The sequence below is a fragment of the Lacihabitans soyangensis genome (genome assembly GCF_024343775.1).
Classification (GTDB): Bacteria; Bacteroidota; Bacteroidia; order Cytophagales; family Spirosomataceae; genus Leadbetterella; species Leadbetterella soyangensis.
In genome coordinates this window covers 40,672-64,156 of record NZ_RJUF01000007.1, presented here as the reverse complement: position 1 = coordinate 64,156, position 23,485 = coordinate 40,672, and the positions used below count along the sequence as shown (strand labels likewise).

At 37.9% G+C, this 23,485-nt stretch carries 20 protein-coding genes; 11 read left to right on the top strand and 9 right to left on the bottom strand.

Features of this window, described 5'->3' with window-relative positions; translation table 11 throughout:
* The 3 genes from EGI31_RS04575 to EGI31_RS04565 form a co-directional block, all read right to left on the bottom strand.
* The gene (locus EGI31_RS04575; protein ID WP_255035984.1) at positions 1-1,698 is read right to left on the bottom strand and encodes a hypothetical protein; all 1,698 of its coding nucleotides are present in this window, start codon (positions 1,696-1,698) and stop codon (positions 1-3) included.
* 118 nt (positions 1,699-1,816) lie between these two features.
* Positions 1,817-2,380, bottom strand: coding sequence for a YceI family protein (locus tag EGI31_RS04570; RefSeq protein ID WP_255035983.1), 564 nt, complete (start codon positions 2,378-2,380; stop codon positions 1,817-1,819).
* A gap of 134 nt (positions 2,381-2,514) precedes the next feature.
* The gene (locus EGI31_RS04565; protein ID WP_255035982.1) at positions 2,515-5,052 is read right to left on the bottom strand and encodes a TonB-dependent receptor; all 2,538 of its coding nucleotides are present in this window, start codon (positions 5,050-5,052) and stop codon (positions 2,515-2,517) included.
* 276 nt (positions 5,053-5,328) lie between these two features.
* Between EGI31_RS04565 and EGI31_RS04560 the strand changes: the two genes are divergently transcribed.
* Both EGI31_RS04560 and EGI31_RS04555 read left to right on the top strand, forming a co-directional pair.
* On the top strand, positions 5,329-6,372 hold the full coding sequence (locus EGI31_RS04560; protein ID WP_255035981.1) for a sensor histidine kinase: 1,044 nt from the start codon (positions 5,329-5,331) through the stop codon (positions 6,370-6,372).
* 2 nt (positions 6,373-6,374) lie between these two features.
* Complete coding sequence (locus EGI31_RS04555; RefSeq protein WP_255035980.1) at positions 6,375-7,118, top strand: LytR/AlgR family response regulator transcription factor; 744 nt, start codon at positions 6,375-6,377, stop codon at positions 7,116-7,118.
* Positions 7,119-7,648: 530 nt separating this feature from the next.
* Here the strand turns inward: EGI31_RS04555 and EGI31_RS04550 are convergent.
* Genes EGI31_RS04550 through EGI31_RS04530 form a run of 5 tightly spaced genes read right to left on the bottom strand, consistent with a single transcriptional unit; the run spans position 7,649 to position 11,101 of the window.
* A complete protein-coding gene (locus tag EGI31_RS04550; protein ID WP_255035979.1) occupies positions 7,649-8,881 on the bottom strand; it encodes a DUF3570 domain-containing protein in 1,233 nt (410 codons plus the stop codon).
* Positions 8,882-8,927: 46 nt separating this feature from the next.
* Positions 8,928-9,137, bottom strand: coding sequence for a DUF4266 domain-containing protein (locus tag EGI31_RS04545; protein ID WP_255035978.1), 210 nt, complete (start codon positions 9,135-9,137; stop codon positions 8,928-8,930).
* Between the two features lies 1 nt (position 9,138).
* Complete coding sequence (locus EGI31_RS04540; protein ID WP_255035977.1) at positions 9,139-10,032, bottom strand: FAD:protein FMN transferase; 894 nt, start codon at positions 10,030-10,032, stop codon at positions 9,139-9,141.
* Between the two features lie 32 nt (positions 10,033-10,064).
* Entirely contained in the window at positions 10,065-10,496 is a 432-nt protein-coding gene (locus EGI31_RS04535; RefSeq protein WP_255035976.1) for a thioredoxin family protein, read from the bottom strand.
* Between the two features lie 2 nt (positions 10,497-10,498).
* A complete protein-coding gene (locus EGI31_RS04530; protein WP_255035975.1) occupies positions 10,499-11,101 on the bottom strand; it encodes a (2Fe-2S)-binding protein in 603 nt (200 codons plus the stop codon).
* Positions 11,102-11,282: 181 nt separating this feature from the next.
* Here EGI31_RS04530 and EGI31_RS04525 point away from each other — a divergent pair, with 181 nt between their 5' ends.
* From EGI31_RS04525 to EGI31_RS04500, 6 genes are all read left to right on the top strand, one after another.
* Positions 11,283-14,174: a sensor histidine kinase gene (locus EGI31_RS04525; RefSeq protein ID WP_255035974.1), complete on the top strand. Its 2,892-nt coding sequence runs from the start codon at positions 11,283-11,285 to the stop codon at positions 14,172-14,174.
* 143 nt (positions 14,175-14,317) lie between these two features.
* Positions 14,318-14,941, top strand: a complete 624-nt coding sequence (locus EGI31_RS04520; protein ID WP_255035973.1) for a response regulator — start codon at positions 14,318-14,320, stop codon at positions 14,939-14,941.
* 252 nt (positions 14,942-15,193) lie between these two features.
* The gene (locus tag EGI31_RS04515; protein WP_255035972.1) at positions 15,194-16,045 is read left to right on the top strand and encodes a hypothetical protein; all 852 of its coding nucleotides are present in this window, start codon (positions 15,194-15,196) and stop codon (positions 16,043-16,045) included.
* A 12-nt stretch (positions 16,046-16,057) separates the two neighbouring features.
* Complete coding sequence (locus tag EGI31_RS04510) at positions 16,058-16,972, top strand: alpha/beta fold hydrolase (protein ID WP_255035971.1); 915 nt, start codon at positions 16,058-16,060, stop codon at positions 16,970-16,972.
* A complete protein-coding gene (locus EGI31_RS04505) occupies positions 16,969-18,159 on the top strand; it encodes a phage tail-like protein (RefSeq protein WP_255035970.1) in 1,191 nt (396 codons plus the stop codon). Before EGI31_RS04510 ends, EGI31_RS04505 begins: the two co-directional genes overlap by 4 nt.
* A gap of 189 nt (positions 18,160-18,348) precedes the next feature.
* On the top strand, positions 18,349-19,209 hold the full coding sequence (locus tag EGI31_RS04500; protein WP_255035969.1) for an FkbM family methyltransferase: 861 nt from the start codon (positions 18,349-18,351) through the stop codon (positions 19,207-19,209).
* 3 nt (positions 19,210-19,212) lie between these two features.
* On the opposite strand, the gene EGI31_RS04495 is transcribed toward EGI31_RS04500, so the two are convergent.
* Positions 19,213-20,145 (bottom strand): glycosyltransferase family protein, encoded by a 933-nt coding sequence (locus tag EGI31_RS04495; protein WP_255035968.1) that lies wholly within the window; start codon positions 20,143-20,145, stop codon positions 19,213-19,215.
* Between the two features lie 180 nt (positions 20,146-20,325).
* Between EGI31_RS04495 and EGI31_RS04490 the strand changes: the two genes are divergently transcribed.
* Genes EGI31_RS04490 through EGI31_RS04480 form a run of 3 tightly spaced genes read left to right on the top strand, consistent with a single transcriptional unit; the run spans position 20,326 to position 23,447 of the window.
* On the top strand, positions 20,326-21,300 hold the full coding sequence (locus EGI31_RS04490; RefSeq protein ID WP_255035967.1) for a glycosyltransferase family 2 protein: 975 nt from the start codon (positions 20,326-20,328) through the stop codon (positions 21,298-21,300).
* A 49-nt stretch (positions 21,301-21,349) separates the two neighbouring features.
* The gene (locus tag EGI31_RS04485) at positions 21,350-22,840 is read left to right on the top strand and encodes a M28 family peptidase (RefSeq protein WP_255035966.1); all 1,491 of its coding nucleotides are present in this window, start codon (positions 21,350-21,352) and stop codon (positions 22,838-22,840) included.
* Positions 22,830-23,447, top strand: coding sequence for a DUF6966 domain-containing protein (locus EGI31_RS04480; RefSeq protein ID WP_255035965.1), 618 nt, complete (start codon positions 22,830-22,832; stop codon positions 23,445-23,447). Before EGI31_RS04485 ends, EGI31_RS04480 begins: the two co-directional genes overlap by 11 nt.
* Positions 23,448-23,485: the final 38 nt, after the last annotated feature.

The window sequence follows — 23,485 nt, the reverse complement described above, 5'->3', positions numbered from 1 at the left end:
CTAAATCAGGTTTTTGGATATAAAATACACCAAAGAATCAGGTGATATTTTTTGGTGAGACGGCAGGTGATGTCTGAGAAAAATAGTCAGTTCGTCTTCGGGAAAGAATTTGCAAAGTAATTGGTATACTGGTAAATAACATTCTTTCTCTGCTTTGAATAACTCTGGTTTTAATCCAGCCGTTGTATATTTGAAGTAATTGATAATATTAAGAAAGGTTTTCTTTTTGTTCTGATACAACATTTCTTCCAAATATGGCATATAGAATTGTATGTGTCGGTAGTCTACCAGATATTCTATGAGTTTGTTATAGTTTTTCTCGTATCCTGCCAGTTTGATGCAGAACAAATCCGTAGTAGTGAAATTGCCAACTTGCGAATGTGACCTGAATTTGGTTAGAAGGTTCACTCGATAGCTTTTCTTTTCGCCTTCGTCTTCTATGCTTTCATAAACTTCCAAAAAATCCTCAAAATTGCCTGTAAATGGCACCATTTGTTTCTTTATTTCACGCGACTTCTCTGGTTGTTTTGTGAGTATATACAACTTTTTTAGGAAGGCCCAATAAGGAAAGTTATACTCCGCATAATAGTTATTTCTGACTATGACATTACAAAGTTCGATGGCCTTCTCAAATTTTTTATGCTCTACTAGTTTACCTATCAAATCTACGTTGAAGTCGTTGTCGTAGCTTATGGGTAGTAAATAGTCTTCATATTTGTCAAATGCCTGAGTGGTATCTACCATCATGTAGGCCACATGTGTGAAGTATTTGTCTCCAAATTTGGTATTGACATGAAACTTTTTGTATTGCTCTAATATCAAATCGGTGATTTGTATTTTGCCTCTTTCGCTTGCTTTTTCAAAAATTCTGAGCAAAATCTTTAACATGGCGGAATCAAAGCCTTGAGAGGTGACCAAATGAAATGCAAGTATCTCTACTGCCAATGTGAACTCTTCTTCGGTTGGTAAGCCGTTGATTGTTAATGCTATTTGTGCCTCTATTTTTTTCTGAATATTAAAATAGCTCGTGTAGCTTTTGGTCATCAGTATAGACACCTGGCTAGACATGGCTTTATACAACAGGTCAAGTTGTTCGAAGTGAAGATTGAGCGTGGGTTTATTGAGATAGATTTTTACATGATTCATTGCGAAATTTTCCCAAAGCGACATGGCTTTTTTGAAATCTGGAGTTTCGACTTTCTTTTTGCTTCCGATTACAGCTTTAAGTAGCTCTTTGAGTTTTTTTTCGAGTTCTTGCTGCGTCAAAAGCTTTTGCTCGACAGGAGTAAAATCTTGGATGAATTCGGCCTGCAAGGCTTTGTCTTTTTCAAATGCTTTTAGTAGCCAAGTCTTAAGTTCTTCATGACTTATTTCTGAAAAAACTCGCTCTAATGGAGAAATTTTATTTTTTGCCAGCTGTGGCGGGGCCACTTTTGCATTATTCGAAATATGAGAAAGTAAGGCAAATTTATGGGCACACAGACTGTCGCCCTTCGGGCAATCACAAATGGTGGATAGTATTTCTTGTTTCGCATTGAGGGCTACTCCAACATCGAAAGATTGTTCACCTTGATCTACAAAAGCCACAAAGCTGCCTTTTGTTTCTTCATCACACTCACGTACCGCACACTTGGTAGCCCAAAGTTTAGCCTCATCGGAGAAATGTTTACCAAAGTTTTGAAGTGAGAGCTTGGCCATTACATAATTTTTATCAAAAATAAATAGCTTATACCTAGCAAACAACAAGTGTTATAATAAAAAAGCAGCCTCCCCATTAGAGAGACTGCCCATCAACTATTCTACTTTTACCCCTTACTCAGTTTAAAGCAAACTCACCACTTGCTGTAAGTTCAACGTCTTCAGCAACTACAGCTGCAGGCATAGCACCTACACCAAAGTCAGTTCTTTTGATAGTTCCAGTAACTTTAAAACCTACCAATTTCTTTCCTTGACGGTTAGTACCTGTTCCTAATTTAGTCAAATTCAATGTAACTGGCTTAGTAACACCTTTCATGGTCAAATTGCCCATTAATGTGTATTTATTGCCACCAGCACTTTTAATACCAGTGCTTTTGAAAGTCATTGTTGGGTGCTTAGCAGTGTCAAAAATATCTTCTTTTTGTAAGTGACCATCACGCATGTCGTTGTTGGTAGTTACTTTGGTCATGTCTGCTGTTAGCTCAAATGTAGCATCAGAGAAATCTTCTTTTGAAGAAGTAATGCTAGCGTCGAAAGATTTGAAAACACCGTCAACCTCTGACATCAAAAGGTGAGTCACAGTGAAAGTCAATTTTGAGTGTGCTTTGTCTAGGGTCCATTTTTGGGCTGAAACGGCAATTGTTGTAAAAAGTGCGATTGCCAAAAGACTGATTTTTTTCATTTTAGAAATAAATTTTAGATTAGAAATTATAATTGTTTAAATACGATTACGATTTTTATTTGAAATGGTTGCTAAACTAATGTTTTTCAAAAGAGTAGTCAATGTTTCAACTAAAAATTGACTACTCTTCATTATTAGTTCTCCTCACCACCACTTTTTACATCATCATTTTTTACTTTTTTCTTGTCGGCAACAAATCTCATATTTCCGATTTTATAGCTAAACGTAGCTTTTATGTTCGAATTGTACATGTAATTCACCGATTTTTGGAAAATCACAGGTGTATCTGTTGAGTTTCTCATTATCATACCTCCAAAGAAGTTCTCTGCTGCTAAGCCAAGGCTGGCTTTTTTGCCGAAGTCCTTTCTAACACCCAAAGAATACATGCCCATACCGCCTTGTCTACCTTGAAGGTTTATATTATTGCCTCTCATGCCACCACCAGCTTGCATAGCCCAGCCTTTCTTAAGTTTCAGGTTAGACATTAATCTACCACTTAAAATTATACCATCGTTGCTAACCTTCTCTGATAATCCTGTTAGGCCTGTTTGAAAACCTTCTAAATATCTGTAGTACATATCTACGCCTCCATTTAGTGTCCAGTTGGATGATAAAATTACGTTACCAAATACGTTAGTGCCCAATGTTTGTTCTTTTCCGATGTTTTCAAAAGTGGTTACAATAGCACCCGGGATGGAGTCTGATGCGAAGCTAACTCTAGTGATAGAATTGTTAGATTGGCGAGCGAAAAGCGAGACAGTCAAATATGATTTTTTGATACTTTTGCTTATGCTAAACTCTACGTTATCGGTCAATTCTGGATTTAGGCTAGAATTTCCGTAACTTATGCTTAGTGGGTTTACCAAGTTTACGTTCGGATTAAGTTGTTGTAATCCAGGTCTTTGTATTCTTCGGTTATATCCGAGTTTGTAAGTTGTAGCTTTTATTGATTTGGAAACGTTAAAACTTGGTACCAAATTAGAGTAGGCTGGGATCTCTATTGCACCTCTTGAGTCATCTGCTGTGATTTCGGTGTATTCGTATCTCGCTCCTACCTTAAAGTTGAATTTCTTTTTGGTTGTGAACAAATAAGAGGCGTAGGCAGCCATAACATTTTGCGAATAGTTGAGATATCCTGAGGGATTTCTTGCATCGCTGCTGAAGTTTCCAGTCGGGTTGGCCAAAAGATACTCAAAATCACTTTCTACTGTTCTAAAAACTCCCTTTGCACCGAATTCTATCTGCTGTTTTTTACCAATCGGACTTACATAGTCTGACTGCAAAGTGATTTCAGTATTGAGGTTATCGTTTATATTTTTTTGTCTGCTCAATATTTCGTTTGAAATACTCAAGAGATCAGAGTCAAAGTTATTTACCAACTTGTTTTGACTAAACTGTGTTGAAACGGACCATTCTTGACCCGGCTTGAAAGTTCTGATATAGTCAATGTTGGCGTCCATAGAGTTCGATCTATCTATAGAAGAGATGTCTCTGATAGAAGAATTCAATAGTGAGCCATTTAAGAAGCTTGAAGAATTAAGCACCTGATCTCTGTCGAAGCTACGGATACCGAAGGCCAAGGTTCCCGAAAGTGATTGATTTTTTGCCAGTTCATAGTCCAAACCGATATTATACCTTCCAAACATTCCGAAATGATTTCCATCTTGATTTTGTTCTGTACTTACTCCGGTGCTTTTCAATAATTGGCTAGTTTCGCCAGCTGATTTATTGTAAAAAGCTCTACCAAAACCGCCTAGAGTTATACCTAGTTTGCCTTTGCGGAAGTTACCGTTCAGACCAAGGTTAGATCCCCTCAAACCCACACCTGAGTCAATGTTAAGGTTAAGGCCTTGTAATGATGATTTTTTGGTGATGATATTGATTATACCCGCAGATCCTTCGGCATCGTATTTTGCTGATGGTGAAGTTATTACTTCTACGCTTTTGATGATGTCAGCAGGAATCATTTTCAACGCATCTGCTATGCTGCTGGCTACAATAGTTGAAGGTTTATTGTTAATCAAAACTCTAATATTTTCACTTCCTCTTAAAGAAACGTTTCCTTCTAAGTCCACACTTAACATCGGCACGTTTTTAAGAATATCAGAGGCATCACCGCCTTTGGCAGATAGGTCTTTTTCGGCATTGTAAACCAATCTGTCCACTTTTTCTTCAATCATGGCGGCTTGTCCACTTACCACGAGTTCGTCAAGTTGTTTGGTGCTTTGTTTTAGTTTAATCACGCCCAATTCAACGTCTTTGCCTTTTTCTACGACTACTTTTTCTATGATTTTTGTGTCAAAACCAATGAAAGAAACTTGAATATTGTATGTTCCAGCTGCTACTTTTTTCATAGAGAAAAAACCTTTTTCATCTGCCATAGTTCCGTCTACCGGCTTTTTAGTTTCGATGTTTATCAAGGCTATGTTGGCAAATTCTACGGCTGTGGTTACAGCGTCGTCTACTACATTACCAGAAATTTTTGAATTTCCTTTTGGTACGTTCGCTTCCAAATCTAAGGTAGCAGGTTTTTGTGTGTTGGCACCTGGTCTACCGTTTTCGCTACCGCCACCTGGGCGACCCATTCCACCTCCGCCACCCGGAGGGCCCCATTGTGCAAATGCTGCATTGAATCCGAGGCCGATTAGTACTGTTAATAAAATCTTTTTCATTTTGTTATTTTTTAAATGATTTATGTCTTTCGGTGGAATAATGACACAAAATAAATGTAGAAGTTTAGACCAAATTGTGTGGAATAGACCAAAGGGGTTAATAATTCGACAATACGGTAAGTTTTACGACTTTTTAACACTTTTAGAGCGTTTATGCCATTCTTCGAGCCAATACGCCAATTTATAGATGATTTTGGTTGAGATATATAAAATCGTAACATTGGTAAGGTAATATCTTAAAAATCACCGTAATATTGAATGTTATTAACCTAGATAATGCAAACAAAAACCATATTTTCAAACAAAAGAGTACTCATCATGCACCTGTCATTTTGGTGCTTGTATTTCTCTTTTTTCTTCTATCAGATCACATTTTTCAGACATAGAGATGATATAAACATTGGCCGAGCACTCGTCGATGCTTTAACGCATGTACTTTTTATGGGTGCTGTCAGTTACCTGAATTACTTCATTTGGTTGCCGAGATTTCTGAAACATAAAAATGTTGGGAGGTATTTGTTAGAGTTCTTTGTTCCATTCGTGATTATCGTTTTTTTGCATATTTCCTTCAAAAGGTTCTTGTACTCGGAGTTTATAGAGCAAGGAAAGGGCTTTATGAATTCGGGGAAGTTTATATTTCAACACGCAGCAGTTACACTTTTTATAAGCATTTTTGTGGGTATGCTCAAGTTTGTGGAGGATTGGTTTGCTCTTGAGTCGAAGAAGAAAGAGATTGAAAATGAAAAACTTGTATCCGAATTAAGGTTTTTGAAAGCCCAGATTAATCCTCATTTTCTGTTTAATACCTTGAATAACCTGTATTACTTGGCCACCGTAAACTCACCAAATACTACGGAAGTTATAGAAAAACTCTCTCAAATGATGCGTTACATGCTTTATGAGTCTAACCATCCTTTGGTTTCGTTAGAGAAGGAACTGGCTTACATGGAGAACTATATAAGTTTGGAGAAACTTCGACTTGACAATCAGGTGCCGGTTAGTTTTGAGGTGATCGGTAATCCTAAAGGCGTTCAGATAGTGCCTTTGATTCTCATAACTTTTCTTGAGAATGCTTTTAAGCATGGAGTAAGCAACAATTTCAAAGGTTCTTATGTGGAGCTTTCGGTGGAAATACTCCCAAAAAGTATTGTTTATATCGTCAAAAACAGTAAATTGCCTAAAGATTCTATTTTGGAAAAGTCGGGAATTGGCCTCCAAAATGTGAAACGAAGGTTGGAATTGAGCTACCCGAACAAATACGTAATGGAGCAAGCAGAAACCGACCAAACCTATGAAGTTTCGTTGAAAATAGACTTTTAGAAATGACCCCATATAGTTGTATTGTAGTTGAGGATGAGCCACTTGCACGCAATCTTTTGTCGGCCTACATCTCCAAAGTGCCAAGGCTAGAGCTGAAACAGTCTTTTTCGAATGCTCTCGATGCACTAGAATACCTCAGAGAAAATCCTGTTGATGTTCTGTTTTCGGATATTCAGATGCCCGAGGTTACCGGAATTACACTTCTAAAATTGCTCAAAACCAAACCCCTAATTATACTCACCACGGCCTATTCAGAATATGCATTGGAGGGTTACGAACTCGAAGTGTATGACTATTTGCTGAAACCAATTAGTTTTGAGCGGTTTCTGAAAGCCGTGGAAAAAGGTATTGCTCGGCTAGATGGAACTAATGTTTCTCAGCCTGTTACCACCGTTATTCAAGAAGTGCAGTCTGTAGCAAATCAGGATTATATTTTTGTAAAAGACGGTACTAAACTTATAAAAATTAACCTCTCGGACATTCTGTATATCGAAGGGCTTAAGGACTATGTTTGTATTTACACCCCTCAAAAAAAAATAATTTCGCTTCAGACCATGAAATCACTGGAGGCTTCATTACCAAGTGAGCGATTTGTGAGGGTCCACAATAGTTTTATAATTGCGATTGCGGCCATTGAAGAAATAGAAAAAGACAGACTCGTTATTAATAAATCTACCATTCCCATTTCGGATACCTACAAAAAAGCCTTTAGAGAAATGATTGACAAGCGGCAGATTGGGGGATAGGTGTTTGGTTATTAGTGGGTTAGTTACTAGTTACTGGTGAATTGGTGGATTAGTGAAGTGCGGTCAGGGGGTAGTTTGTTAGTTTATTGATATACTGGTGAACTGGTGGATTAGTGAAGTGCGGTCAGGGGGTAGTTTGTTAGTTTATTGGTATACTGGTTATTGGTGAATTAGTGATGTGAGTTCAGACTATAGTTGGACCTGAAATAAACGCCAGATTGTAAAACAATTCAGTTTTAAGGTCAACTATCAATCGCTCTCCCATAAATAGGCCTCGGAACCTTTCAGTGTCAGAAAACCAATCATTCAGTAATCCATTACGGTTTCGCTCTGTGTAGCCAGTGAACCAATAACCAGTCAACAAGTAACCAATAAACCAACAACTCAATTTGGCTTAGTTCTGTAGTCAGTGAACGAATAACCAGTCAACTAGTAACCAACAAACCACTTCTGCATAGCACTTTTGCCAGTGGACCAAGAACCAGTTACCAGTCACCAATCAACTAGTCACCAATCAACCAATAACCAAACTACTTAATCTTCGTACTCAAGGATATGATATGCGAAACCATACCGTTTGTTCGGTTGTAGTGTCCATAACGAACCTCGAGCGAATTCCACCATCGGTTGCCCAAAATTCCTCCAGGAGGTGCAATTCTTAGTCCAGCACCCCAAAATGCACTATTGAAATCCGAAATATCATAGTCACTCGTGTAATATTGTTCAGTCAATGCGTGCTTTTTGTAGGCCGCAAAATACTTCACAGCAGTTTGGCTATTAAACCTATAATGTGGCGTGATAGACAAAAATGAGTTTATTTTATACGAAGTCTCGGCACTCACCGTGTGGGCTATCATTCCCCAAGAGTCCACGTAGTAGCGGTAGAAAGTCCTGAAAATCAGCCTGTCGCCCATGAAATAGTTGGCTCTAACGCTCATTGGTAATTTTGCCCTTTGGCCTGGTAATTTTTCTACTTTTAGGGTATTGTCAGTAAAGTAGACTCTATGGAAAGGTGTGCTCAACAAACCTTCCTGAAAGGCTGGCTCTACGGTAAGCATCATTTGCAATCTTTTCGAAACTACTCTTGAGACGCCAATCGAGGCATTGTAGGAATTTCTGTTTTTGAAGGCGATGCCTCCTTGGTCTCCTTCAGCACCTGAAGGATAACTGGTGGGTCGAAGCTCATAGGGAAGAATAGCCATCCATTTATCAAAAAAAGCTCCTGCTTTTAGACTCAACTCCGTATTGTTGTCTTTAGAACTTTTACTGTAACTGATGTTTCCACCAAAAGACTCATAGTCCCATTCGGTAGAATATGCTGCACTTATTCCAAAGTTGCTGTGTTTGGTCTCATCTTTTCTGCTCCAAGAGACTGAAGGGTAAAAGTGGAGGTCAGTCATAGATGCAGATGACAAGGAACGGGAATCGATCATATCAGAAGATGCAGAAGAATAGTAGTCCATTGCTGCATCCAAAACCACGGAATTGGTTCTTTGTTTTTTGTCAATAAATGACAACTTGAGATCTAAAGAATTGGCCGCATCCCAAAGTTTTTCGGTACCGATTCCACCTGTTATGGCAGAATTATTGCCGGTTTGCGAGTAGTAAGAGCTTACCAGATTTACCTCGTCAATCTTCAAACTTTTTAGACCAGTTTTTTCTTTTTTTGCCTCGGCAAGTTTAAGCTCTGAGGTTTTGTTTTGTGCATTTACACTTAAGAATGCACTACAATATATGCCTATGCTTATGATTACTTTCTTCATCGAATTAATAATGTTTTGATAGTGGTTATAAAAGGACCGGCGATTTTTAATTACACCCACATCCACCCCCGCTTTTACCACCGTTGGCACCTGCGGCACCTTCGCGATAGAGATAAAAATTGGTCTCAAATTTCTCCACTTTTCTGTTGGCCAATTCCATCTCGGAGTCGTTTATCCTGCTTTTTTGGTACTCTTTTACACTCACGCATGAACCCATTAATAAGCCCAAACTTAGGACTGAAAGTATTTTTCGCATCTTAGTCGATTTTAACATTATTTGATTTATATACATAGTTGTTGTCGTCTATTATCACGCATTCTACGCTGTTTAACTGATTAATTAGGTTTATACCAGCTTCTACGCCCATGATTGTTACCGGAGTAGCCAGTGCATCTGCAAGCTCGGCTATGGGGCAAATGATACTAACGCTCTTGATGCCAGATACAGGATAGCCAGTTTTAGGGTTGATGGTATGGGAATATTTTTTGCCATCAATGACCACGAATTTTTCGTAGTTTCCTGATGTGGCCACAGCCAAATTGCTGATATTCAGTTTCGAGAAAGCTTTTGTGGGAAGGTCTGGATGGGCCAAAGAGATGGTCCACGGTTCACCATTCGGTTGATTTCCCCAGGTTATGAGGTCGCCGCTAGCATTTACGATTCCGCTTTTTACGCCTTTGCTTTTTAGTAAATTCGCCGCTCTATCAGCTGCATATCCTTTTCCTATTCCTCCAAATCCTATTCGCATTCCTTTTTCTTTCAAGAAAACGCTACAAATAGATTTATCTAAAACTATATTTTTAAAATTAATCAGTCTGACTTTCGCTTTAGCCGTCTCTGGGTCGGGAAGTTCGGTCATCAATTTGTCAAAATTCCAAAACTTTTTATCCAAAGAGCCATAACTCAAATCAAAAGCCCCATCCGTCAGTTCCGAAATCCTTTGAGCTCGTTCTATCAATTCAAATACTTCCAGCTCTACTTTAACCGCCTTTATACCAACGTTTTTATTGATTTGATTGGTCTGGCTGTTTTCTGAAAAAGTGGTAAGTAAACTTTCGATTCTTTGTATTTCACCCACAGCCTCATCGATGAGTGGTTCACCTTCGTCGCTGTTTTCAGCTGTGACGGTTATCACGAATCTATTACCCATTAGCCTGAGTGTTCTAGAAAAGAGCTTTTGATTCAAAAGTGCGTAAGTATTTGTTTTTTAATAGATTGGGTGCTGAGGTCTTTGGGGTAGCCATCCCATTCAGTGATTACCTTGCCATCGGGGTTTATCAAGACCGTCAATGGAAATTTACCTTTTGGATTATATTTTTCGGCCAGTTTCTCGTTATATGCAGTCTGTTCTTTCGACAGCTGATTTTTTTTCATTCTCGGAAAATCAGCCCTGACCAAATTCAGATGCTCTTTTGCGAAATCTTGAAATTCAGATGTTTCGAGTACTTCCTGCTTCAGTTTTATACATGGTCCACACCAATCAGAACCCGAAAAATAGAGCAAAACCAATTTGTGATTTTGCTTGGCGTCGGCTTGTGCTGTTTCAAGATTTTCTCCCCAAACGATTCCGTTGAAAAAGGACAGAACCAGAAGTTTTAAAGCTAATATTTTCATTTTTAATAAATTATGAGTGTGTTGCCATCTGTGGCAGTGTTGTAAATTGTGAGTCCTTTGCTGGCGTTTGAGTTGAGTCCTTTGCCGGCCAAAGTAAATCTAGCACCGTGGTCGGTACAATACCATTCTTCGTTTGAGTAAATTATTCTTTTCTTCGGTTCATGCGAACATGTCACTGTGGCAGCAATAAATTTACCTGTTTTTGAGAGAGCAACTACATAGGCACTGCTCACTACCACATATCCACCTAAAGTTTTTAGTTTGGAATAGGTGGCCGAGGTGAGGTCTATTTTTAGCTTTGCTGTTATTTTGCTCAAGGCGTCGGTGCTTATAAACAAGGTCTTGTCGGCATTTGTGGCGGCCACTGTTGTGGTTCCGGTGTTGGTGTTTGTTCCGGTTGTAGTGCCAGAAGTCGTTCCTGAAGTGGTTCCAGTTCCCGATGTTGTCCCTGAAGTTGTGCCCGTACCTGATGTTGTTCCAGTAGTCCCATCAGGGTTTTGAACCAACGCTTCTACATAACTGTCATCTGTTTTTACACATGATAGTAAAGCCATTAAAGAGGCACCGGAGAAGCCGGCTGATTTTAGAAATTCGTATCTCGTCATATAGGTTTTAATCTGTTTCTAATCTCTTATACGTATTCTTAAAACCCAATGTTGCCTATTACTAAATAAATTATCTAATTTAAAAAGCTTCTAAAATAAAATTGTATTTTTTTGATTTTTAGCAAATCCAGAATATAAATTTTCTATGTTTACATACTGATTTGTAAAACTTTTGATTCGTTTGAAAAATACTTTCTATTCTTATTTTTTACTGTTTTTAACGTGTTTTGGTGCTTATTCTCAGGAGAGATTTTTTGAAAACATCAGCACAAAAGATGGCTTGGCTTCCGATGCTATTTTTGACTTAAAAAGGGATGCCCAAGGTTTTTTGTGGGTGCATTCTAATCTCGGTATCAGTAAGTATGATGGTTATCGATTCGAAAAGTTTGGCCCTAATTCAAAGCCAGATGCCATGGACATTGACGCTGGGGATAATATTTGGTTTAGTAACAATGCGGGTCTTTTAAAAATTAATACATCGAATGGAAGCACCCAAGTGGTTATAAGTTCAAACCTGAAGGACGCTAATCCGGACAATGATCATTTTGATGGTTTGTTTATTGACAAAAAAGGATGGGTTTGGTCCACAGATTTTCATCATCTTAAAACTTACATTCCTTCAGAGAAGAAACTGAAAATATTCAAAGTGCTAGATCAAAATCAGCAAAATCCTAGGATTGGAGTTTTTTCTCTTGACCAAAATGGTAATCTATGGTCCATTAGTCCCATGGGGTTTTGCAAATATAATTACAGCAGCAATAAATGGATTAGGGTTTCTTCCAAACAAGACTTTACCTCTATTTATTTCGACACAAAATCTGCTCAGTTTTTACTTGGAGATGCTCAAGGACAGCTATTTAATTATTCGCCTAATAGACATTTATTGATGAAAACCTTAAGAGTTAATGAATCAATAATTTCCATTTCGGTTAGAGGTTCGCAATTTTTAATTCTTACCCCGTCACAATTAGTAGCTTTTGATAGGCAGAGCAAATCAATTCAGCATTTTGAAGAATTAGAAACTCAAAATCTCCATTATCATGCTATTCTGGTCAACCAAAATCAAGAAATATGGCTTGGAACGGATGAAGGTATATTTAAACAATCCTTTGAAAAACAGGTAATTCAGTCTATAGATTTGCCTAAAAAATTGGTTTCTGACAAGGCCATTGTTTCATCCATAGCCAAAGTCTCGACAAATGCATACGTCTTGGGGCTAAGCACTGGAGAAATGCTGAAATGGAATCGGAGTTTAGGTACGTTTGACAAAATTGATATTCAGAATTCTGGGAGAATCAACGAAATTCTTGTTAATGACAATCAAATATTCTTGGCTGCCGAGCAGGGTTTATTTAAGGTGTTACCAAGCTTGAAAGTGGTTAAATTACTTGGTGGGCAGTTTACAAGTTTGACCCTTGATAGTCTTAATCGTTTATGGTTGGTAAGTCCCAATAAGCCATTTCAGGTGTTGGATATCCAAAAAAATATGGAGGTAAAACCATGGAATAGGTTGCCTTACCCGTCATTTTTTGAGGAAAACCTTTTCAAGAAAGTTTATTATTACCAAAACAAAATCTGGATTGCAGGTTGGATTCCCAAAGGCTTCGGAATGGCGGTTTATGATATGAAAACCAATGCTTTCGTTGAATTAAGTGATAACAATAAGCATAATGAATTTGTCAGCGATTATTACCTCAATATTGGACTTTCAAAGTCAGGAAATTTGCTTTTTTCGGCTTATGGAGGATTCAACGAGGTCAATAGCCGTGGTAAAATTATCGGAAAATTCGGTTCAGAGCAATACCAAGAGTCTGTGGCAGACTATCAGTATTTCAATATCGCCGGTGGTAAAGCAGGAGATTATTGGATCGGTACAAAAGAAGGCCTTGCTCTAATGGACGCTAAGAGGAAAGTCACGCGTTACACACGATTTGACGGCCTGGTTTCCAACGATGTTTCAAATGGTTTTTATATCGATGAACACCTTTTACTTTTGGGACATAAAAATGGCTTATCCGTCGTTGATTTTGATCTTTTAAATGAAGGTATTGTTCACAACGAACTGGTTTTAAGTAAAGTAACGGTTTTGGGTAGGCCAACTTTTGTTTCGCCAAAGTCCAGTTTTAAATTCCAGAAAGCCGACAACAGTCTTAGTTTTTCCTTTTCTCCACTCAATTTCGCAGCTCCTCAAAAAACAAAATATCGATATAAACTCAGTGGTGTATCCGATAATTGGATTGAAAATGGTAACAACCCGACTTTTGTTTTCCCAAATCTCAATAAAGGAAAATATACATTGAACATACAATACTCTAAAATCTCAGGTCCTTGGGTTTCAGAGAGCAAAATCGTGAATTTTGAAATTCTACCCGCTTGGTACGAAACACTTTGGTTCAGAATTCTACTTTCTGCCATTATTTTTGCCTTGTTTTATGCATTTTATAAGTTCAGACTCAATCAAATTCAGAAAGTTTATAGTCTTCGTAATCGCATTTCGGCAGATTTACACGACGAAATAGGGGCATCACTCAGTAGCATTGGCATTTTGGGAGGACTGCTAAAACAAAATCTCACCCAAGACCCAAAAAACAATGGATTTGCACAAATGATAGCTGAGGAAGCTAAAAAAGCAGGTACTGCCATTGACTACATCATTTGGAATATCAACCCAAAGTATGATTCTTTAGAGAGCCTTTTTACCAAAATCAACAAAGAAGCGTCCGAATTAATAGAGGCTCAAAACATTCAATACGAATTTGAGTCTAATGATTTGAGTGGCAAAAATATGTCTTTGGAAAACAAACGTAACTTATACCTCATGCTTAAGGAGTTGATTAACAATGCCCTCAAGCATAGTCAATCAACCAAAATCAGTTTAAAATGTTCCTTATCTGGTAATTTCCTCTCCTTGGTTTTTGAGGATAACGGTTGTGGATTTGATAAAGCCAAAGAATCCAATAGAAATGGACTCAAAAATCTAAAAAAACGTACTGTCGACCTGAACGGGCACTTGCTTATTCACTCAGAAATAGGGAAAGGAACTCAGGTTGTTATAAAATTTCCGCTCAAATAAGGTTATTTTTTGAATAAAATTTTAAGTTCAATTTTGTAAAAAAAATATAGAATACTAATAAAAAAATCAGGTGTAGGTTTTATAAACACAGAGAAAGATTGTTTCCTAGCGTTTTTGCGACTTAGAGGTAAATAAATAAGATTATGAAAATTTCAATATATGAGGACAACGAACGCCTGAGTCAGCTACTTTGCATGCTAATAGAAGCTACCGAGGGCATGCAACTCTTGTCGTCATACGGTGATTGCTTAGAGGCATTGCAGAATACTCAGTTGAATAGGCCTGATGTCATCATTATGGACATAGACATGCCCCAAAAACTGGGTACCGAAGCCGTTTTTGAGATCAAAAGTAAGTTTCCAGAGGTTAAAATTATCATGCATACTGTTTTTGATGAAGACGAACACCTCTTCGAAAGCCTGAGCAAAGGTGCAGACGGCTATATTCTCAAAAAAGACTCACCCACACGCCTCATTGAGGCCATTAGGGAAGTTCTGGCTGGTGGTGCTCCTATGTCACCATTTATAGCCACCAAAGTCCTGCAATCTTTCCGCAAACAATCGCCCAAAGACACTTACAGTCTCACAGCCAGAGAGATAGAGGTGCTCAACCTCGTGGCCAAAGGCTTCTCTTATCGTATGATTTCTATTGAATTGGATATATCGGTAGAGACTGTTAGGAGGCACATCAAAAACTCCTACCAAAAACTCCATGTTCAGAGCGGACCAGAAGCAGTTGCCAAAGCTATCAAAGAAGGAATAATTTAGGGCGTCCCGATAGCTATCGGGACACGCTATCCGCTATATCTTTTTGTCCGTCTTCGCCAGGCCAAAAAGGATGCCGCTCCTATCGTTAACGCTTGGAGAGTGCCGTTTACAAATATCACATTCCACAAAAAGGGTTATTGTTTCTTCTTGTTTTTTATTTTATGACCCAAAACCTCTACTTTTTTACCTTTTTATGTTATTGATGAATATGCTCTTCTTCCTCAATTTTGTATCTGTAAATGATACAAATCAATGCAAAAATATGTAGTCCTAGTTCTACTCTTTATTTCTATATTTTCTCAGGCACAAGTTGCCTCCGAATTAAGCCCTACAAGCTTGATCCTGCCACGACTTTCCACTTCACAACAAAGCACACTGCCACCCCAACAAGCTGGCAATGTGGTTTTTAATGCGGATGAAAAGAAACTTGCGGTGCATGACGGTAACCAATGGAATTACATTTCAGGTTTGACTGCAAGCCAATCATCCATGTATACTAATCATAAACTTTATTCACAAAACACAACTTTTGTAGTTCCAGCAGGTATAACAAAAATTTTAGTTGAGATTTGGGGCGATGGAGGCAATGGGCAAATTTTGTCGTCCATAGGAGCAGATGTTCGTTGTTCAGGAGGAGGAGGTGGACAATATGTTCAGGCAATGGTAAGCGTAAACCCTGTTGAAACTCTTAACCTAGTATTCGATGAGTTTTCTAATTCATTAACAAGAGGAAATACAACCTTGGTATCAGCCAGAAATGCTGGCAGTTCAGTGGGTGGGGACCAAACCCCTAATTATGATGTAAATCTTATCATGATAGTTTCTGGCCAAAATGGAAAATCTGCAGAGTTCAGTTTTCAGCAAGCCAATGCAGGAGTTTATAGAAAAATAGTTAAGACTGGAGCAGGAGGAGGTACATATCCAACTTTTGCTAATGGTGGGAATTCTATAACCATGGAGTTCGATGTTAATTCTGGTAGTTTTATTGGATCAAGCTTAGGGAACTTATTTGAAATTACGGGTAAATTTCCGGGTGGTGGTGCTGGCTGTTCATACGTAAATTTTAATGTTGGTGCTTCCGGAGCTGTAATTCTTCATTATTAATATCTTATAACCATGAAAAAAACATTATTCCTATTCATAATTTGCCTTCAGTCTCTCGCCCAAAATCCACTTTCAAAAGGTGAGCATTTTGCAAAAATCAATGGGCTAAAATTGCATTATGTGGTATCTGGCAATGGTCCTCTTTGCATATTTCCTACACCGGGTTGGGGACCCAATCTTGATGCCTACAAAAATTCGATGCCAGAGCTTGAGAAAACCTTTACAGTTGTGTGGTTGGATACCCGAGCTTCTGGTCTTTCTGAAGGATCGGACAAGCCCGAAGATTACCAAACCGATGATTTTATTGAGGACATCGAGCAACTCAGAATTCACCTAAAACAAGATAAAGTGTGGATAGCTGGGCACTCCATGGGCGGTTGGCAAGTGCTTAATTATGGAATTAAATACAATAAAAATCTCAAAGGAATCATAGCCATTGCCGCTTTTGCAGGTATGGATCAACTAGCACAGGATGAATATGTTAAGGCTATTCAAAAACGTAGTTCAGAACCTTATTATGCTCCTGGGTCTAAGATGCTTTTGGGTCAAGATACTATGAAAAGATCTCTTCAAGAGGAGATGGGCTATATTATGCCTTTCTATTTTCATGACCAAGCCAATTTACCCAAATTCATGGCAGTAGAAAACGTTCAACTCAGTCAAAAAGCATGGGATATGACCTCAAAAGGAGGCTTAGGCTCGGAGCAAATTCTGGACTTGTTGCCAAAAATTACGGTTCCTACTTTGGTTATCGTAGGCGATGATGACTTTATATGTGATCAGGTTTCGCATGCAAATCGTATCCAAAAAGCAATTAAAAATTCTCAACTATCGGTAATCAAAAACGCGGGACATTTTATTTGGATTGAACAGCCCGAGGCTTTTTTTGGAGTAATTAACAATTGGATGAAAAAACAAAAACTATGAAAAATAGACATTATCTCTCAATATTAATTTTCTTATTATCAATAAGTTATTCTTTTTCACAAAACACCACTTTGACTCCACATGGTGTTGTATTTCCACAGATGACTACAATTCAAATCAACGCCTTAACTGGTCAGGCCAAAGGTACTATGGTATTTGATAATATACTGAATCAAATGAAGTATTGGGACGGAACAACTTGGCAATCAGTAACCAATGGTAGTTCTAGTGGTGCTTGGCAAAGTTCAGGAAATGATCAGTATAGTACGAATTCGGGCAATGTGGGGATAGGAATCTCTACTCCAGCAGCTAAACTTTCAGTGAATGGAAATTTAGGATTGTATGATTCAGGAGTAGAATACGGATTTCTTTCCAAAAATATTACAAATGGAGCATTGAGACTAAATGGAGGTTTATCGTTCAATGCTATTACAACACCCAAGAATTTAGGATTGCAAGTCAACATCGTAAATGGACTGGGGTCAACCTTTGTTGCTGGCAATGTTGGTATTGGTACTGACCAACCAGAGGAAAAGTTTACAACGCTCACTTCCTCTAATAAATACGGAATGTTACACTCTAATGGTGCTGTAAAAATTGGTACTTACATAGGCGGAAATGCTGGCTGGTTGGGTACAAAGTCAAATCACCCATTAATTTTACATACCAATAATGGTGCAAATCAACATTATTTTAGAGAAAATGGAAGAGTTGGCTTGGGAATCGAATTTCCCGAACAGAAACTGCATATAAATGGAAGTTTTAAAACCGAAGCAGGAATATATGCGGCCCAAACAGGTAATCTCAACCTAGTTCCTATTGGTATTGCAAAATATGAAGTTAGTCTGAATGAAGATGGTGTTGATTCCCAAGAAATTTCCAATATTTCTGGAAGTTTAGTAAGTTCTTTAACTACGCAAATTATTATAACATCTGTTGATGATACGGTAGTTCTTTCATTTTCATATGACAATACTCAGACTCAGGGATATTCGGATATTATTCCTCTTGGAGCCACTAATATTTTAGATTATTTTGGTGCTATTTATGGTTCAAAAGTTTATGATGTTAGTTTGAACGGATTTAAAGTTGTTCATAATGTTGATGATTTGAGTGATTTTTCTGACTCTACTACATTAAGTGGTTATTTGATTTTCTACGGTATTAAAAATTCTAATCTCGATTAATTACAAAGCATTAGGTACAGCAAATATGTCTTTGCCTACGACAAGAATTAGCAAACTTCAAATTTTTATTTTATTAATTTAAAATTAGCCAAAATTGGGAAAGTTTGAATTTGGAACATCTTAAATTTTTGATTGGCGGAGATTTAGCCTAAATTGGGCAGAATTAAAGTCAAAATTTAGATTTCTCGAATGAAAATTCCAATTTACAAAAAGCTTATTCCGAGGTCAATTCGCTTAGAGATACTTAAAAATCAGATTGTAAAAAATCTAGAAAGTAGGGATTTGAATCTTGAAGAAAAAGAAGTTTTAGCTTTTCTAAAAAGCAACCCACTGCATATTTTTCCATACGCTTTTCCTGAAAAATACAAGCCCTCTGATATTAAAATCGAAAAAGATGAAGAAAAGGGTCTACTTTTTACCTTGTGGGAGGGAAAAAAACTGTATTACAAAAACGGTCATCAAGTAAAAAAAGCACAGACTTATTTCAATAGTTTGTTGCTGGAGCAAGATTCAGATTCACCTCACCGATATCTTACCGAAGATTTTGATGTAAAGGAGGGCAATGTAATAGTAGATGTGGGTGCTGCAGAGGGTAATTTCTCATTGAGTGTGATTGAAAAAGCAAGCCAGGTGTATCTTTTTGAAGTAGAAAAAGACTGGATAAAGGCCTTGGAAGCGACCTTTGAGCCTTGGAAAGAAAAGGTACAGATTGTGCAAAAGTACGTGTCAGATATCGACAATGAGCAATGCATAAAACTAGATACTTTTTTTGCAGAGAACCAGCGGGTGAATTTTATTAAAGCCGACGTAGAAGGTGCCGAAGCCCAAGTGATTGATGGTGCCAATGACTTGATAAAGAGGCAAAAGGATCTCAGGATAGCCGTTTGTACCTACCATAGACAATCGGATGCAAAGGAGTTAGATGAATTGCTAAAAACCAAAGGTTTCAAAAATCATTTCTCTGATAAATACATGATTTTTCATTACGGAAGTAGCAATGTAGTGGAGCCACCATTTCTCAGGAAAGCGGTTTTGAGAGCTGTCAAATGAAGGTTATTTGATGATACGATAGTTTTTAAAACCTCCGATTACATAACCTCCAAGGAGATTTTCCTCTATCGAAGTGAGAATTCTATACTTGGGCCGCTCGTGCTTCATTTTCGATCTATTAATGGCGACTGGTCCGTCATATCTCAACTTATTACTCCAATCTAGGTTTTTAATTCGTTCCAACATGACTTTTGGGTGAGTCTCTTGAAAAACCTTACAATAATCCATTCTCCCGTAATCAAAATTTTCCGCAAAGTCTTCCCAAAAAGTATGACTGTAGTTTTTCATTACCGCATCGTTTTTAGTTTTCATTACCTCAGGAGGTCTTACCCAGCCATAATGGAAGATTCTGGCATCCAAAGCAATACAGTTTAGTTTTCGTGTATTTTTCTTTCTGTTATAATCGTTTCCTGCAAAATCAGAAATAAATCTAAAAGATTGGGCGTCTTTCCAAGAGTGTACTTCAGGCAGATTTCTAATGATTCTTATTTCTTTTTTGTACCAACAATGATCCGAAAAATAATGCCCATAATCTCCCCAAAAATGAAGGTAATTGAACACAAAACCCTCAATCCGATGGTCGGAGTGGTATTTTTCGCAAGCTGTTTTTATACTTTCTAGGTCGTCTTCGTGTATTACCTCATCACCTTGAAGATAAAAAAGCCAATCGCCTGAGCAAGCTTCTTTGGCTAGGTCGGTTTGGTGAGCGTACTCCGTTCCGCTAGGGTATTTATCTAGATCCCATTCGGTATGAATTATCTTAATTTTAGGTGAATTTATACTTTGTAATATTTCCAAAGAATTATCATTCTCGTCTCCCTTGCCCAAGGCCACCACAAATTCGTCCACATGGTCAAGTATGGAATTTATAGACTCAGCTATGGGGTAATAAAGCTTGTGTGCGTTTCTCAGAAAAGTAAATCCACTTATTTTCATTTTGATGAATTTTGTATCAAAGTCTTTGGGTGAGAACTAGATAAGTTATTATTTTTCAAGTTTTAATTGAAATAGCTATCCCTCAGGCTTCCTAATAGACCAAAATTACTTCAACATTCGTTATCCTTCCACCATCAATTCTATATTTATTTTATATTTTTGGGCTCACAAAAACTGCAGATGCATTCACTTTCCATCATAATCGTAAATTACAAGAGTTGGGTTATTCTCCAAAAAAACTTAGAATTGCTTTCTTCTTACGATTTTGATAATATCATTCTTCAGATTATTGTCGTAGATAACTGCTCCAAAGATGGAAAACTGGCTGAGTTTATTTCTCTTTTTCCAAATGTATTATTTGTTGAAAATGAAGGGAATTGGGGTTTCGCTCATGGGTGTAATTTCGGTGCAAAACTTGCCACGGGAGATGTTCTTCTTTTTTTGAATCCTGATACTTTGGCCCCTAGGACATCGTTGGAGAGAATGTTTTATGAATACATCTCAAATCCCGAAGTCGGTATTTTAAGTTGTAAGCAATCCGATAGGCCATCGGCTTATAGAAAGATTAAACCCAGCATATTTTCATTATTTGGTCCGCAAAGAAGCCTTTATGTATTGCTTTTTCCAAACAAATTTAAAGAGAACAATTGCCTCACTTGTAACTGCAACGCCATTTCACCAGATTGGATTTCGGGCTCAGTTGTAATGATTTCTAGAGATTGGTTTGAAAGAGTAGGAGGTTGGAATACAGACTATTGGATGTATTTTGAGGACGTGGAGCTATCCATTAAAGTCAAAGAAGCCGGAGGTCTGTTACGAATGCTTTGTGAGGTAAACATCGTGCATGAGCATGGTGGAGCAAGTAGATTAAATGTTGAAACATCTGCTTTAACCAAATCGGAGGTTATAATTTCTCATCATGTGTACATCGAAAACAATTTTTCTGCATTACAAAAAATACCCAGTCATATATTGTTAGTAATCAATACTTTGGTTTTCAAATCCATTTTTGGATTTCTAGGCATCTTTCTATTTTTTATTCCAAAAGCGAGGGTACAAGCATTACTTTTTAGAAATATTTTGAAATACTATTGGTCTGCCTTTCGAAATCAAACTTGGTTAAGCTTTCGGAGTTTTAAGTTCGCCAAAAGATAGAATAGTTTTTCATTAAGTTTTTCGTCTGTATATTTGAAAGAAAAACCTTATGCTTCGCAATAAACTTACTCTCGTTCTCATCTTTTCAACATTAATTACTGCGTTTTCTCAAAAACTCACCAAACTGCCTGAATACAAACTGTCGCAAGCTGAAGTGGAGGCCCATTTGAGATTTCTAGCTTCCGACGAAATGCTCGGCAGAAGAACCGGAGAAGTAACCAACAATGTGGCCGCAAGGTATATAGCTGAGCAGTTCAGATTGGCAGGTGTAAAACCAATATCGGGGCAAAAAGATTACCTTCAAAAAGTACCATTGGAGTTTTCAAAAGGTGCCAAAATGGGCGAAATATATGCAGGAAAAGATACTTTGAAGTTGGGCAAAGACTTTGTGATGTTGGGTGGTAAAGCGACAAAATTACAGAATATACCAGTGGTTTTTGTGGGTTATGGTTGGATTGATGATAAGCAAAATGATTACAAAGATGTGGATGTGAAAGGCAAGATTGTAGTGTGTCAATTCGGAATTCCTAACAATGACAAACCTTTCGAAAACATGACGGGCTCTACTAAAAAGGCAAAGTTTGCTGCAGAAAATGGTGCTTTGGCTTTGGTTCAAGTGTACAACCTTAATTTTCCATTTGCTTCTATTGTGAGAAATTTTGGTGGGGAACGACTTATGGCTTCGTCGGGATATAACGCAGACATTCCACATTTGTGGGTAAACAGCACTTATATCAAGCAGTTTTCGAAAGAATCGCTTACTTCGCTTAGTCTGAATGTCGGAGAAGTGGTTAAAAAAGCCGTTCCAGCATACAATGTGGTGGGTGTTATTGAAGGTTCGGATCCTAAGCTCAAAAACGAATATGTAGTGCTTTCAGCACATTTTGACCACATTGGTGCGGGTAAAAATTATGGCAAAGTAACCGAATCAGATACCATATTTAATGGAACTCGCGACAACGCCACAGGTACTACAGCCATCTTAGCCGCAGCTAAGGCATTTGCGGCTCAAAAAACCAAACGCTCGATATTGCTGATTGGGTATACAGGTGAGGAAGTGGGGATGTTAGGTTCAAGATATTATGCCGAGAATCCCTTGGTGCCTTTGAAACAATGTGTGTTCAACCTGAACAGCGATGGAGCTGGTTATAATGATTCTACAAAGGTGACTATCATCGGTTTGAATCGTACTGATGCAGAGGCTGAAATAGTGACAGCAAGCAAAGCTTTCGGTATTGAAGCCATTAACGATCCTGTTCCAGAACAAAATTTGTTTGATCGATCGGATAATGTAAGCTTAGCCGCCAAGGGTATCCCTGCTCCTAATATGTCACCAGGTTTAACGGCTTTTGATGCCGATATCGGTAAATATTACCACCAAGCGGCTGATAATGTAGAAAACGTGAGCATGAGTTATTTGACCAAATTCTGCCAAGTTTTTATCTATTCGGCTAGATTAATTGCCAATAAAGCCAAAGCCCCAAAATGGATCGCAGGCGACAAGTATGAAAAAGTAGGCCAAGAGTTATATGGAAAATAAAGAATTGAATAACTACCTGAAGGCCCTAGACTTACTTCAAAAGCTCCTATCGGCCAATAACGAGCCCTTTTGGGCCAATTGGATCCAGCAAGACATAGAGTCATGGAAAAGTTCTGAGTCAACTCAGCATCATCTGGATGCTTTTGGTGGAGCTGGATCTTTCAATGATATTAATCTCAATTATGGAGAAAACCTAGGCTATTGGAAAAACGCACTTTTGAGCAATTTAGCGAGTATTTCTTACGGTTTTGCAAAGGATCGTTCGATTAAACTGCCAAATAATTGTTCAACTATTTTGGATGGTTCTGTTTGTCAAAAATGTAATAGAATTGAGCTAAACAAGGGTACAATTACACGGTTTTTGGCTGGAAAATTCGTTCCAATTTTTATCGCAGAGTATTTTTTAACAGATTCTTATCTTCAATTGTTGGATTTGGAAAAACTTAGCACTGATAGCCGTATTGAAGTATTCAAGGGTCAAATTACACAGGAAATTGCTCAAATGAATGTTTTGATCAATCAGGAGAACAATGCTTGGGCTCCTTATTGTGCCTCTTGTAATGCTTCAGAGAAAGTCTATTGGGAATATACCACCAAGTTGGTTTAAAAGACATTTTGCAAAGCAAAAATTCACTAGGTTTTTTT

Excerpts from the sequence above, each read along its gene's own strand:
- EGI31_RS04545 (WP_255035978.1), bottom strand. The coding sequence starts at position 9,137 with ATGCGAAAAATACTTTCAGTCCTAAGTTTGGGCTTATTAATGGGTTCA.
- EGI31_RS04500 (WP_255035969.1), top strand. The coding sequence starts at position 18,349 with ATGAAAATTCCAATTTACAAAAAGCTTATTCCGAGGTCAATTCGCTTA.
- EGI31_RS04490 (WP_255035967.1), top strand. The coding sequence starts at position 20,326 with ATGCATTCACTTTCCATCATAATCGTAAATTACAAGAGTTGGGTTATT.
- EGI31_RS04515 (WP_255035972.1), top strand. The coding sequence starts at position 15,194 with ATGCAAAAATATGTAGTCCTAGTTCTACTCTTTATTTCTATATTTTCT.
- EGI31_RS04520 (WP_255035973.1), top strand. The coding sequence starts at position 14,318 with ATGAAAATTTCAATATATGAGGACAACGAACGCCTGAGTCAGCTACTT.
- EGI31_RS04570 (WP_255035983.1), bottom strand. The coding sequence starts at position 2,380 with ATGAAAAAAATCAGTCTTTTGGCAATCGCACTTTTTACAACAATTGCC.
- EGI31_RS04565 (WP_255035982.1), bottom strand. The coding sequence starts at position 5,052 with ATGAAAAAGATTTTATTAACAGTACTAATCGGCCTCGGATTCAATGCA.
- EGI31_RS04555 (WP_255035980.1), top strand. The coding sequence starts at position 6,375 with ATGACCCCATATAGTTGTATTGTAGTTGAGGATGAGCCACTTGCACGC.
- EGI31_RS04495 (WP_255035968.1), bottom strand. The coding sequence starts at position 20,145 with ATGAAAATAAGTGGATTTACTTTTCTGAGAAACGCACACAAGCTTTAT.
- EGI31_RS04540 (WP_255035977.1), bottom strand. The coding sequence starts at position 10,032 with ATGGGTAATAGATTCGTGATAACCGTCACAGCTGAAAACAGCGACGAA.
- EGI31_RS04560 (WP_255035981.1), top strand. The coding sequence starts at position 5,329 with ATGCAAACAAAAACCATATTTTCAAACAAAAGAGTACTCATCATGCAC.
- EGI31_RS04535 (WP_255035976.1), bottom strand. The coding sequence starts at position 10,496 with ATGAAAATATTAGCTTTAAAACTTCTGGTTCTGTCCTTTTTCAACGGA.
- EGI31_RS04505 (WP_255035970.1), top strand. The coding sequence starts at position 16,969 with ATGAAAAATAGACATTATCTCTCAATATTAATTTTCTTATTATCAATA.
- EGI31_RS04550 (WP_255035979.1), bottom strand. The coding sequence starts at position 8,881 with ATGAAGAAAGTAATCATAAGCATAGGCATATATTGTAGTGCATTCTTA.
- EGI31_RS04510 (WP_255035971.1), top strand. The coding sequence starts at position 16,058 with ATGAAAAAAACATTATTCCTATTCATAATTTGCCTTCAGTCTCTCGCC.
- EGI31_RS04480 (WP_255035965.1), top strand. The coding sequence starts at position 22,830 with ATGGAAAATAAAGAATTGAATAACTACCTGAAGGCCCTAGACTTACTT.
- EGI31_RS04575 (WP_255035984.1), bottom strand. The coding sequence starts at position 1,698 with ATGGCCAAGCTCTCACTTCAAAACTTTGGTAAACATTTCTCCGATGAG.
- EGI31_RS04530 (WP_255035975.1), bottom strand. The coding sequence starts at position 11,101 with ATGACGAGATACGAATTTCTAAAATCAGCCGGCTTCTCCGGTGCCTCT.
- EGI31_RS04485 (WP_255035966.1), top strand. The coding sequence starts at position 21,350 with ATGCTTCGCAATAAACTTACTCTCGTTCTCATCTTTTCAACATTAATT.